Origin of the sequence: Paraburkholderia sp. RL17-373-BIF-A, from assembly GCF_046030175.1 — a bacterium.
Taxonomy (GTDB): domain Bacteria; phylum Pseudomonadota; class Gammaproteobacteria; order Burkholderiales; family Burkholderiaceae; genus Paraburkholderia.
Window position 1 is genome coordinate 1 of sequence record NZ_JARESO010000059.1, and the last position, 12721, is coordinate 12721.

Consider the following 12721-nt stretch of genomic DNA (forward strand, 5'->3'; position numbering starts at 1 on the left):
GTTCGACCTGTACGTGACGTCTGTGTACCGGTTCATGTGGGAAGACGAGCTCGACATGGGCGACTCTGTCGTGCTTTCCGCGGCACTCGATAAGGCCGGTCTGGACGGCAAAGGATTTGCACAGCGGATCGACGTCCCGGAGGTCAAACAGCGGCTGATCGACAATACCCAGGAAGCTTTTGACCGAGGAGCATTTGGCTCACCGACTTTCTTTGTTAACGACGAAATGTACTTCGGCAAAGACCAGCTGCGCGATGTCGAAGAAGAAATCATCAGGTTGACTGCACCTCAGGCGTGAAAGAAGTGCCCAACGGGTAGAAGCAGCACCCGGCAGGGTTCGCTTGCATCGGTATTTTTCCAAAATCGTTTTACGACGGAGTATGTGTATGGCTATTCCCAGCATTTTGCATAACAGGCTTTCCGTTCCAGTCGTCGGTTCGCCTTTGTTCATCATTTCGAACCCTGATCTCGTCATTGCACAATGCAAAGCCGGGATTGTCGGCTCCTTTCCTGCGCTCAATGCACGACCTGAAGGGGTGCTTGAGCAATGGCTCGATCGCATCACAACCGAGTTGGCGGAGCATGACAGGAATCATCCGGAGCGACCATCGGCACCGTTCGCGGTCAATCAGATTGTCCATCGATCAAACAATCGTCTCGACACGGATATGGAAGTCTGCAAGAAATATCGGGTCCCGATTGTCATCACTTCACTCGGAGCGAGGAAAGAGATCAATGACGCAGTTCACGGGTGGGGAGGAATTGTTTTTCACGATGTCATCAACAACGTGTTTGCACGTAAGGCAATCGAGAAGGGCGCAGACGGACTGATCGCAGTTGCAACCGGCGCGGGTGGTCATGCCGGCGTGCTTTCGCCGTTCGCTCTTGTGCAGGAAATTCGAGAATGGTTCGATGGCCCGCTATTGTTGTCAGGCGCAATTGCCAACGGCAACTCGATCCTGGCGGCGCAGGCGAGCGGTGCCGACCTTGCCTATGTCGGCAGTGCTTTCATCGCCACGGAGGAGGCCAACGCCGTCGAAGGCTACAAGGATGCCATTGTCGAAGGCGAGGCGTCAGATATTGTTTATACGAATCTGTTTACGGGTGTGCATGGCAACTATCTGCGCAAAAGCATTGTTGCAGCAGGACTTGATCCAGATGGCCTGCCTGAGTCAGACCCGTCAACTATGAATTTTGGATCGGGAAGCAATGCAAAGGCCAAAGCGTGGCGGGACGTGTGGGGCGCAGGCCAGGGAATCGGTGCTGTAAAGCAGATCGTACCTGCAGCAAAACTGATAGAGCGGCTGAGGCACGAGTATGACCAGGCGCAATCACGATTGGCATTTCCGGAATCAAGCCTGCGCAGCGTCTGACAACTTGCGAACTTACCGTCACAACCACCCGATGACAGAGAGAAAGCAGTATGGCCCCATCCAGCATCTCCGATACTGAAGACGTCGTTACGAACCCTTATGCCGGTTATGACATCGCCACATGGCTGGTCGAGCTTGCTGCACGTCGAGGAGATCATCCCTTCCTCATATGGGATCCCTTCGAAGGTCAAGGTCGTACGTACAGCTATGCGGATCTTCTTGACCACGTACAGCGTCTCGCGGGCGGTATGGCTGCCCGTGGAGTGCGCGCAGGTGATCGCGTCGTTGTCCACATGGAGAACTGTCCCGAAGCCGTGCTGGTTCGCTTTGCGTGCGCCTGGCTTGGCGCGGTGTGCGTCGCAACGAATGCGCTAGCGGCGGGACCCGAACTCGCATACCTGGTTACCGCTGCGCGCGCTGTTTGCGCCGTGACCCAGTCTCATCTCGCTTCACTTCTCGCAGAGCATTGCCCCCAACTTGCCTGGATTGCTGTAGTGAATGCTGAGGCCGAAGGCGGTGAGAGCGCGGTAGCGGCTCAGAGGGTGGTTGACTTCTCAAGACTGTATGCCGGGCCTCTGCTTCGCAGGCGGGCCGATCCTTTGGCGCAAGCATCGGTGATGTACACCACAGGTTCTACTTCTCGACCAAAGGGTGTTGTTTGGACGCATGCCAATATCCTTTGGGCAGCGGAACTGAACGCCCGGCAACAGCGCTTGCAGGACGGCGATATTCACCTGCTCTTTCTTCCGCTCTTTCATGTCGTTGGCCTGTCCTGGTGCTTTTTTTCGACGATGTGGGCAGGTGGCACAGTCGTCCTTCAGCCAAAATTCTCCCGAAGCCGCTATTGGGACAGCGCGCTGCGGTATAGGGCGAGCGTAGGCTCTCAGGTGCATTTCACCATGGCAGCGTTGAAAGCCGAGCCGGTACCCGACCACAACTTTCGGGTCTGGGTAACTTCCCGACACGACCACGCCTTGTCATCCTTTTACCGTGTTTCGATGGTGGCCGGATGGGGCATGACGGAGGTCTTGACCCAGGTCATCGTGTCGACGCCCAGTCACGGAAAATTGACGGGCGGAATCGGGCGACCGAGTCAAGCATACCAGGTGCGAGTGGTGGACGACGAGGGGCGCCATGTTAAAGCGGGTGAAACAGGAAGTCTCCTCGTTGGCGGCCGTCGCGGCCTCTCAATTTTCAGCGAGTACGATGGCGACGAGCGCACGACGGAAGAGTCGTTCGATTCGGCAGGCTATTTTAGAACAGGAGACCGGGTCAGGCTCGACAACGATGGCTGGATGGAATTTGCCGACAGGCAGAAAGACATCATTAAGGTTGGCGGCGAGAATGTCTCAGCAGCGGAAGTCGAGGCGACCATCGCAAGGCTGCCTTCTGTGAAAGAGGTCGCGGTCGTCGGTAAGCCTTGTGCAATGTATAACGAGGTGGTCGTCGCATACGTTGTCGCAAGTCCGGACCTTGATCCGGAGCAGACCCGACTGTTACCAGAAGCGGTGCGTGAGCATTGTGCGCAAAACCTGGCAAGATTCAAAGGGCCGAGTGAGGTTCTGCTTATCGAGAGCCTACCGCGCATCGGAATCGGGAAGATTGCAAAGGCTATCTTACGCGAATGGGCCGCAGCGGCGCCCTCGACGCGCACGGGCACGACTCGAGCGGACGCGCCTGGACCAATGCTTCGCAACGAATAATCTCTGACCATGATCGACCTCTATCACTGCGCCCGATCGCGATCGTTTCGCCCGCTGTGGATGCTTGAGGAACTACGGTTGCCTTATCGGTTGCACGTCCTGCCATTTCCTCCGCGGGTAAAGGCGCGGGAGTACCTGGGATTGAATCCGCTAGGAACCGTCCCGTGTTTCATTGACGGAGACGTGATCATGACGGAGTCCAGCGCGATCTGCCAGTATCTGGCAGATCGGGACGAAACCCATGGCTTCTCCGTTTTGTCGTCGGATCCAACGTACGCGCGATACCTTAATTTTTTGAGTTTCGGTGAAGCCACACTGACGTTTCCGATCGCCATTTACATGCGATACACGCGCCTCGAATCCGAGGAAACTCGAGCGCCTCGGGTGGCTAACGATTACCGGCGTTTTTTCTTCGGGCGGCTTCGGGCAATCAGCGCAATTCTTTCCAAAGACGATTACGTGTGCGGTGGCCGCTTTACGGCAGCCGATATCTCGGTTGGATATGCGCTCATATTTGCTGCTATGAACGGGCTAGAGGACGATTTTCCACCGGAAGTGTTTGCGTATCTCGAACGGCTGCGCGCAAGGGATGCATTCAGGCGCGCACTGAATGCAGAAAGTGCTCCGAATCATCAGGATGGCGGGCAAGCGTAAGGTGTCCGCGTGAACCCATCGACTGCCGGTCTCAAGTCCGGAAGAGCGTCTTTGGCTGACGGAGATTGATTCCCCGTTGTGTCGAACGCTCTTGGTTCGGCGGATGACGAATGCGCTGCATGCAATCGCGAGGAGGGCGACAGCCATCAGGCCAGCGCTCATGAGTGATATTCGGCGGGCAAGGGCAGGTCGTCCATCATCGAGAGGGCATCTTCAATGCCCAGCCGGACGACCGGGTGACTTCGGCACGAAGCGACCCGGTCAGTCGCGACAAGGCAGAGTCGAGAAACGTTCCAAAAACCATCGCCTGTGCCCCCAGCCTGCTGATAGCTGTTGTGTTGGAGGTGACGACCCTGGTCATTTCTCCTAGAACGCCCGTATCGCTTGCCATTTTCAGGCCTCGCTCAGAACGTTTGCCAGTCATCGGCGGCGCTATCGGCCAGAGCCGTGTTGCCGCCGGTACGCTCGGCTCGCACGAGCTTTTGTGATGACGTAGTCTTTGCGATGGATGGCGCCCTTCTGGCTACCGTTCGGGGCCGTTCGAGTGGCTGGACAGTCGCATGGGATGCTTCATGGTCGTCTACGCTGAAGACGGACACCGCGTCACGCAGACCCTCCGCCTGTTGCGCCAGAGACTGGGCCGCGGCCGAGGCTTGCTCGACGAGTGCGGCGTTTTGCTGGGTCACTTCATCCATCCGGGTAATGGCCGTATTGACCTGTCCGATACCGGTGCTCTGCTCCTCGGAAGCCGCCGCGATCTCACTCATGATGTCCGTCGTGCGCACGGCTGCCCGCACGATCTCAGTCATGGTCCGACCCGCGTCTTCAACGAGCTTCGATCCGGTATCAATGCGTCTGACCGATTCGGTGATCAGATCCTTGATCTCCTTCGCGGCAGTGGCACTGCGCTGTGCAAGCGTGCGGACTTCTCCCGCGACGACGGCAAACCCTCGCCCCTGCTCGCCGGCACGGGCGGCCTCGACCGCCGCATTGAGCGCGAGGATGTTGGTCTGGAACGCAATCCCCTCGATCACGCTGATGATCTCGGCAACCCGCCCGGAGCTTTCGGCGATCTCGTGCATCGTCGTGACAACACGGCTAATCTCTTCCCCTCCCCGTCGCGCGACGCCCGAGCCTGTACTGGCCAGCTGGCTCGCCTGAATCGCATTGTCTGCGTTCTGGCGCACGGCGCTGGTCAGCTGTTCCATGCTCGATGCGGTCTCCTCCAGAGAGGCGGCCTGCTCTTCGGTCCGCTGTGAGAGATCGGTATTGCCCTGCGCGATCTCGCCTGAGGAGACCGTAATCGACTCGCTGGCGGTCTTGATCCGCCGGACGAGGGCCGCAAGCTGGTCTCTCATTGTGCTCAGCGAGTACATGAGGCTTGAGTGGTCGCCCGGCTTAAGCTGTACGGTGGCGCGCAGGTTACCCGCCGCGATCTCGCTGGCCAGTGCCATTGCGTCGCGAGGCTCACCACCAAGTTGCTTTGCCACACCAAAGGCGATGACGAGGGCAACCACGATGGCGACCACGGCCGCTGCCAGCATCAAGCTGTAAACTAGCGTTTTCGCCTGCGCATAATCCTGACCGGCCTGTTTGCCTTCGTCGTTTGCGCTGGCCGTATTGGCATCCACGATGGTCTGGATGTCTTTTTCGATTGCATTTCGAATCGAGTCCGACTTCTTGCGCAGCAGGCTCATCGCATCGGCCTGCCGATCCTGTCTGACGAGTTCCAGAACCTGATTGTTGAGATCGAGAAACTTCGGCATCAGCATCTGAATGTCGGCGTAGGCGGTTTTTTCCTCGGGACTATCTACCAGAGTTGCGTATTCCGAAGATGCCTTCTGGTAGTGGGCCAGCGCTGTATTGATGCGATCTTCTGCAGTATGGGATTCATCAGGCGTCGTTGCGGTGGCGGCAAGAAGCTGACTTGCCCGGATGCCGCGAATAGCCAACTGCATCTCCAGATTGGTGCGTACGCTAGGCAATGCGTTGTCGCGCAGGGCGGCAACGTGAGTGTTCTCCTGATTCATCTTGTAAAGGGAAAACCCACCAAGACAAGCCATCAGAAAGATCACGAGAGAAAATCCCGCGATCAACTGCGTTACTACCTTGAAGTTTCTTCCAAACTGCATGGCACCCCCTCCAGGATCGAGATAAATGGATCGTTATATTCCCTCGGAGAGCACATCAATTATTTTTATGTGTAAAACGAAGGGACGAATATTACCGCAAAAAAAAGTAATCGGTTGGCATCATATTTATTACGTATTGCTTGTCATGTTTTACATAACACTTGAATGTCACCCGCTTGGCTGTGATGCCCCCGCGACACGGACTGTCCATGAAGAGCATCCGGCGGTATCTGAACGCGCTGGAGACTGCTGACCATACGCAACTCGCTGAGCTGAAAGTAAAGGCAATCCGACTGCAGGACAAGATCGTGCGCTTGCGATCCAGACGCACGTTCCATGGCGACGAGCGGAAGACTGCTGGAGATCGGAATTGAGGTAGGGGCCGGCACGATGCTGGAGGAGATCGGCCTGTTTTCGCCCGACCACCGGCGGACCTGCACGGCACGCTGCCGGAGCGACTGCGAACTCCTTTCGGCCTCTGCGCCGACTTAACGCGACTACCAGGACCGGAGTTTGCAACGTACCTGATTCAGCTCATCACCCGCCGACTGGGAGCCGACAAACTTGGGGCCGAAAGACTAGTACCCGTTTGCCAAGCGCGCTTTTGGCGTGCAAGGTCAGGTAGTAATCGGCCTTCGGTCCTCGTTGTGTCGGACAGCCGGGGGGAGTGTCGTAGATTCAATGAGTTCCTCTGTAAAGCTGTTGGATGTGCGCCGCTTCGCCGTTATTTTTCGAGCGCACGAGGTCTTGATAAATGTCGGCCCGGCTTTTTGCAAGGGGAACGGCAGCGCCGCCCGACATGGAGTGGCCAGAGAAATCCGGACCTTGTGAAGTGATCAAGGTCTCTGACGTTGCGGGCGACGGATTCGAGTTGGTGTCTGCGGCGTTCGCCTGCCAGGCAGACATACAGATCGCTCCACCGACAAGTAACAGTGCTGTCTTCATGTGAATCCCCTTGCGGAAGTATTGGCGCAGTTTCGGTTGCGTCGGACCGGCGAGAGTCTCGCCACGTTCGACAGGAACGCATCTAAGGTTGCATGACGAATACAGAAAGATTCGGTTCGACTACGGTGGACTGCGCTTCATGGTGTGTGGAAGCACCTTCGCCTATATGCCTTTCGTAATAGGCGCTCCGCCGGCGCGGTGACGCGTTAGCCGCGTGAATTTCGTCGACAAGCCGATCTGTCCGCAACGAACGGTCAGAAGCGAACGGCATCGACGTGCCCGTTAACATCGGACGACGAGCACCAGGTAACTCGCGAATGAGGAAAAGGTGCGCGAACTGTCTGAGAACCTGGTGGCCCGCGTCTATAGGGAATCACTATTCCTGGATCTGTTTTCAATCTTCATCCTTTCCAAACATTTGATCGAACATGGGGAAAACACAACCTTGCCGTGAGGTGCGGCGGCGCGTCGGCATTCTGTTGTGGTGCTTTGTGCCGCCGACTCACTTCGAAGAGTCTGCTTATTGAATAACAGGCGAGAGCGCGGATCTATTCCGCACGCGAATTCAAGTAACTACCGGCGTTTCTCGACGCACCGCGCGCCATAAGAACTGCGTACAGGCTCGACAGATCGCTGAAGGAAATGGCGATCAAAGCTATTGGCGCTAATTGCCCCTCTTGCCGGACCAATCCTTCCGCGACATCAGTTTTAACCCGTTGATCCTTACCGACGGAATCGCGCGGTCCAGTGATCCTTTGCTGGTCTCACGTTCCGGTGCATACGCGGAATCGCTCGACCGTCGCGTCAGTGAGAAAGGCCACGTATTGGAACTCTCAAACAGCACACACCCATGATCTGGCGTGCATCGGATTGCGCGCGAGGCGTTATGCAATGTCGCAGCGCGCACATGCGAGACCGGCGTTGCCGATGTCGCGAAGCGAAGGATTAGCTGTTCGGCTCGCATCGCGCCTTGTCCTCTCGGACCGCCGCGGCTTGCCGGTGATTACCGCGTTGCCCCGGCATCTGTTCGGCGAGAAGCCAGGGCTTTCATTCCAGTGAACGCCTGCTTCAGCAGCGGCGAATCGTGTCCTGATGGTGTCACCGGTGACCGATCTGCTTCGCGTGCTGCTATTTGCCAAGAGCATGAAATAAGAGAGACGGGTTAACTGTTCTTTCATATGCAGCGCCAGATAGCAAATCAGCTCTTTATGCAGGCGTGGCCTGCTGACTCTACCGTCTCTCTGAATGGCGCAAGGGGTGGCGGCAACCGACCACCGACCACCAAATGGAAGACCCGTATGAATTCATTGATGAAACCAGTTGCATCCGGCATCGAACGTCCGTTAGGCGCGATGGAAAAGTTCTTCTACCTGCTGAACCAGGATCACCCGAATCACTTCGCTATCACAGGTGAGGTGACCGGACCAACGCGTATCGACCAATGGCGCAACGGACTGGATCTGGTGGGACACCATTCGCCGCTGGTGTGGTCGCGAATCGAGCGTGATAGTGGTGGCGTTCCCGTGTTCCGTCCATCACCACACGGGTCTATTCCGTTGAAGGTGGTTTCGTATGACGGATCCGGATGGACCGATGAGGTCGCGGCGCAACTCGCGCAGCCGTTTGACGAAACGAATCCACCACTTTTGCGAGCCACGTTGCTGCACAGCGCGGAACGTTCGATTGTCGTGCTGGTTGCGCACCACTCGATCAGCGACGGGGTGTCACTCACGTTTCTGTTGGGCGACCTCTTGCGCGCAGTGTCCGGACAGGACCTGTTGCGTAGCCGGGAGAGCGAATCCGTTGAGCGACTCGTAGAATTCAGGTATCGCCGTGCGCTCACGCACGCGACCGAACAAGCGACCGAACAAGCAACGGCGGTTGCGCGGCAGCCGAAAGTATTCAGATACCAGGACGGATCCACCCCGCACGTTGAGATGCTTCGCCTGAGTTCTGATACAACGCGCAAACTTAGGGAACGGGCGAGGACCGAGCGAACGTCCGTGCAATCGGCGCTGGTGGCGGCACTGGTTGGAGCGAGTTATCGTTTGGCTCCCGAGGCACGCGGAGAGCCGATGCGCATAGTATCGCCCGTTGATCTGCGACGTCGATTGCTTGATAACAGCGACCACCTGGGCATGTGCGCAAGCGCCGTCGTTCTCGCCGATGACGGTCCTGCGAACGCTGATTTGTGGAGCCGGGCGCGTCACCTGGGGCAAGGTTTCGCCGGCCTTGAATCGCCGTCGACGCTGGCGGAAGAAGTGCTTGCAAAATATGATGCGCTGGCCAGCGTCGAAGAGACCGCCGAAGCGAAAACAATCTTTGTGAATGTGTTCGCTGGTGACGCTGCCGTGACAAATCTGGGTGTCGTCACTCTGCCGAAAGTGTTTGGCTCGCTGGTCCTCGATGCAATCTGGGGACCGTCGATCGCCGTCGGTCTGGTAGGCGAGCAGGTGATTGGCGCTGCGACATTCAACGACCGATTGCATCTCGCCCACACGAGCTACGCCCCGATCAAGGGCCTGCTGGATCAGATGACCGCGGAACTGTTGGATGCCTTGTCCAACGTCTACTGACGGCGTTGCAGCTGGAATTGACGGGCGACGCGGACGGACTGGGATTCAATCGGATGTTGCACAGACGTCAACCCAGACGTGATGTGTAATAACTTTCCTTCGATACTCGATCGATAGTATGCCGAAGGAGTAATCGAAACCTGTTTTCGTCGACACCGTTAGGGGCACGCGACAAACGGATCACTATCCGAACACGAACAGAACGCCCAGAACACTTGTCGTCGACGCCGTCCGGTTTGCCCAAAACGACTAGCCATTGGGCCGGAGGTGATCATGATCACTTTCGGCTCCTTCTTGGCATTTTCAATGCCCCCATCAACGAACCGCGCTTCGTCGCACATCCATGCGCCACGCGATTCCGATTTCATCGACGCTGCCGCAGCGCGGCGTCGACTCAAACACAATTTCACGGAGATTGTCATGTTCATTGTCATGTACTTTGCCCTCCTTCTCGAGCACATTGGCCTCTCGTTCGAGCGCGCTGAACGACACCGCAGGGATGAGTACCTTGCGAGTGCGCGAGACCTGGTTGATCTCGAACTGCGCATGCGCTTGCTCGAAAGAGACGGCTATCCGCGATAGTGCGCCGACGAGCGGGTGCGGTCAGCCCCATCGAGCCCTTGGCGGCATTCGGAATAAACGCTCTTCCACGGCTGTTTTCAAGTCATGTCGCCGATTGCGGACTACCTGCTCGCAAGAATTTCCGTGATGCAGCGTTCCGCCGAGGTGGTGCCTTATCTCCGATTACCGTTGCAGGAGCTACGATGTCGAATCGTTATTCAGGTGAACGAGCAGTTGTCATTGGCGCGGGAATGGGCGGACTGCCCGCCGCACAGGTTCTGGCCGACTATTTCAGGGAAGTCGTCGTGCTTGAAAGGGATGTCCTTCCCGCGGACGCGACACCGCGGCCCGGTGTACCGCAGGGTAAGCATCCGCATGGCTTGCTTGCCGGCGGGCTCAAGGCGCTGTGCGATCTGTTTCCGGATTTTTCCTCCACACTCGTGCAGGCCGGCGCCAACTCGCTCGACTCCGGTCTCGAGGTATGCCATGAGTATCCGGGGCAGGAACCGTTGCCGGTGCGCAGTCTCGGTGTCGCCACCTTTACGATGACGCGCCCGTTGCTCGAGCTTGCCGTGCGCCGTCGTGTGCGGGAACGCGCAAACGTCGTCTTTCGCGATGAATGCCGTGTCGTTGCCATCGGCGCCACGCCTGATGGCAACGCGGTCGCCTCGGTGGCGTACAAGACCGCGACGGCAAGCTCGAAGTATTGCCCGCTGACCTCGTCGTCGACGCATCCGGTCGCGGAAAGCCTACGTTAGACTTCCTTAAATCCACCGCCCGCCCGATGCCGGAGGAGACCGTGATCGGCGTGGACTTCGGTTACTCGACTGCCGTCTGTACGATTCCGCCCGACGCGACTCCCGCGAGGAAAGTCGTGATCACCATGCCCAGTGCGCCGCAAGAAAGCCGCATGGGTCTTTTGCTGCTGCGTGAAGACGGCAACTGGTTCGCGGCGCTCGGAGGACGGGGCGCGGATACGCCGCCCGCCGACGGCGATGCATTCACCGCCTACGCCGCAAGCCTGCCGACTTCCAGCGTGTACGACGCGATCAAAGACGCAACGTTGCACGGCCACATCGAACAGTTTGCGTTCCCTGAGAGCTGTCGACGTCACTTCAACACCACCGGCGATTTTCCGCGCGGACTGATTCCGATCGCCGATTCGGTTTGCCGCTTCAATCCGGTCTACGGACAGGGCATGAGCGCCGCGGCTCAGGAGGCCGTCGTGCTGCGAAATCTGCTCGCGGCGCACGCCAGTGATGCCGATCCGCTTGCCACACTGAGCAGTGAGTTTCTATCCACGATCGAATCGATCATCGAGAATCCGTGGTCGCTGGCGGCGCTGCCCGATCTGGCCTATCCCGATGCGCGGGGCAAACGTCCAGCCGATCTGGAAGAATCGATCGGGCATCACATGGCGATCACCCAGGCGGCGCACAACGATCCCGACATCCATAAACGGCTTATCGAGGTGTTGAATCTGCTGAAGCCGGTCAGCGCGCTAAAGGCTCCGTCGATCACGCAGAAGGTGACAGGAGAAGAGGTCAAAGCCTGATGACGTCTGTACGAAGCCGAGGCGCACCGGTCTGCCATATTCCTTGCATAAGTGAATGATGCCTCATGCGATGAGCATTGCGGTGTGTGCGCCACGCTCTGCGAGAGACGGTACCGTGCCGCTGGCCTCGGTGCTGGTCATGGCAGCCCCAGTGGACGAAGGACATTTGTAAGCCGCCTGGTTGCGCAGGGCGACTCGCTCGACACGGTGCAGTTCCTGCTTGGGCATTCCGATCTGGATCACGTTGCCCCGTATCTGGAGGTGACTCGGCGGGAGCGATGGGAAGCCATCGCGACATTCGACAGGGTCTTTGATAAAGATTGATGCGTGGATGCCGTTAACTATCGTTGGATGCAGATTCCACGTTCGAAGCAGATTCATGCAATTCGCATGATTAGCCAAATAGACGGTCGTGGGCCGGAAATGCGCAGAGTTCGCTGTATCAAATCGATTGAATTACTCGACGACACATTAAAGAGAAATTAGGACATGCAGAAGGCTAAAACGGGTTTCCTCCGGGTTGGGGCGATGCTTGCCCTCTCTATGCTCGCGGCGAGCTGCGCGATCGACCCTTCCTCTCCGACACCATCGGGACAGAACTTTGCGCCCGAGATGACCGGCGCGTTCAATGTGGTGGAAATGAGCGATAGCAGAGCGGGATTTTCTCGCCTGACCACCTCTTTCAGTTCGGACGGAACAATCGGCTCGCTTGTGTACGACTACTCGAATGGGAATCGCATGGATGTCGAGCTCACTGGTTGCGCATCGTACACTCGCCATATTCTCCCTGGCGTAATGCACGACAACGCCAAGGTTGAACAGGACATTCATGAGGTCCGTTGCCGATCCACGGGATCTGTATGGCGCGTCGCAATTTTTCGGAAGGGTGCGCCTGGAACGGGCATCACTGCGTCGTTGAAGGCGGCGACGGGCTACGAATTTTCCTTTGATGTCCCCTTTAGATCCACTGTTGCAGTCAAGCCCGCCCCGGAGCGAGAGTCAATAAAGAAATCCGGGTAATCGGAAAAGCGGCCCGCCGCGCAACAAGGAACACATGAACCAAAACACAGACGCGAGCAAACTGCCCGCATGGACGTTGCTGGTTTCTGTGCCTGGACGGTTGGCCGCACTGACGATCCTATGGAAGTGCCACGACTTCGGCTTGTCCTGGTGGGTCGGCGTGCCAGCTGTCCTTGTGGTTGTGGTCGTAGGCATCTTGTTC

Annotated in this window: 11 protein-coding genes and 1 pseudogene; 10 read left to right on the plus strand and 2 right to left on the minus strand. The window is 57.6% G+C overall.

Annotation, left to right across the window (positions count from 1 at the left end; genetic code table 11):
* The 4 genes from P0D80_RS40010 to P0D80_RS40025 all read left to right on the plus strand — a co-directional run.
* Positions 1–298 (plus strand): DsbA family protein (locus P0D80_RS40010; RefSeq protein ID WP_408291979.1); only part of this gene is annotated, 298 nt, incomplete at its 5' end.
* Between the two features lie 88 nt (positions 299–386).
* A complete protein-coding gene (locus tag P0D80_RS40015) occupies positions 387–1373 on the plus strand; it encodes an NAD(P)H-dependent flavin oxidoreductase (RefSeq protein ID WP_408182932.1) in 987 nt (328 codons plus the stop codon).
* 50 nt (positions 1374–1423) lie between these two features.
* Entirely contained in the window at positions 1424–3076 is a 1653-nt protein-coding gene (locus tag P0D80_RS40020; protein WP_408291981.1) for a class I adenylate-forming enzyme family protein, read from the plus strand.
* 9 nt (positions 3077–3085) lie between these two features.
* On the plus strand, positions 3086–3730 hold the full coding sequence (locus P0D80_RS40025; protein WP_408291983.1) for a glutathione S-transferase family protein: 645 nt from the start codon (positions 3086–3088) through the stop codon (positions 3728–3730).
* Between the two features lie 404 nt (positions 3731–4134).
* Here the strand turns inward: P0D80_RS40025 and P0D80_RS40030 are convergent, their stop codons facing one another.
* Complete coding sequence (locus tag P0D80_RS40030; RefSeq protein WP_408291985.1) at positions 4135–5862, minus strand: methyl-accepting chemotaxis protein; 1728 nt, start codon at positions 5860–5862, stop codon at positions 4135–4137.
* A 212-nt stretch (positions 5863–6074) separates the two neighbouring features.
* Here P0D80_RS40030 and P0D80_RS51945 point away from each other — a divergent pair.
* A pseudogene (locus tag P0D80_RS51945) lies at positions 6075–6216 on the plus strand (IS5/IS1182 family transposase); the annotation flags it as partial.
* Positions 6217–6540: 324 nt separating this feature from the next.
* On the opposite strand, the gene P0D80_RS40035 reads toward P0D80_RS51945, so the two are convergent.
* Positions 6541–6807 (minus strand): hypothetical protein, encoded by a 267-nt coding sequence (locus tag P0D80_RS40035; protein WP_408182940.1) that lies wholly within the window; start codon positions 6805–6807, stop codon positions 6541–6543.
* Between the two features lie 1298 nt (positions 6808–8105).
* Between P0D80_RS40035 and P0D80_RS40040 the strand changes: the two genes are divergently transcribed.
* From P0D80_RS40040 to P0D80_RS40060, 5 genes are all read left to right on the plus strand, one after another.
* Entirely contained in the window at positions 8106–9383 is a 1278-nt protein-coding gene (locus P0D80_RS40040) for a phthiocerol/phthiodiolone dimycocerosyl transferase family protein (RefSeq protein WP_408291988.1), read from the plus strand.
* Positions 9384–9656: 273 nt separating this feature from the next.
* Positions 9657–9965, plus strand: a complete 309-nt coding sequence (locus P0D80_RS40045) for a DUF3563 family protein (protein WP_408291990.1) — start codon at positions 9657–9659, stop codon at positions 9963–9965.
* 182 nt (positions 9966–10147) lie between these two features.
* Positions 10148–10702 (plus strand): hypothetical protein, encoded by a 555-nt coding sequence (locus P0D80_RS40050; RefSeq protein WP_408182946.1) that lies wholly within the window; start codon positions 10148–10150, stop codon positions 10700–10702.
* A 41-nt stretch (positions 10703–10743) separates the two neighbouring features.
* Positions 10744–11499 (plus strand): hypothetical protein, encoded by a 756-nt coding sequence (locus P0D80_RS40055; RefSeq protein ID WP_408291992.1) that lies wholly within the window; start codon positions 10744–10746, stop codon positions 11497–11499.
* A 489-nt stretch (positions 11500–11988) separates the two neighbouring features.
* Positions 11989–12519, plus strand: coding sequence for a hypothetical protein (locus P0D80_RS40060; protein WP_408182950.1), 531 nt, complete (start codon positions 11989–11991; stop codon positions 12517–12519).
* The last annotated feature ends 202 nt before the right edge of the window (positions 12520–12721 follow it).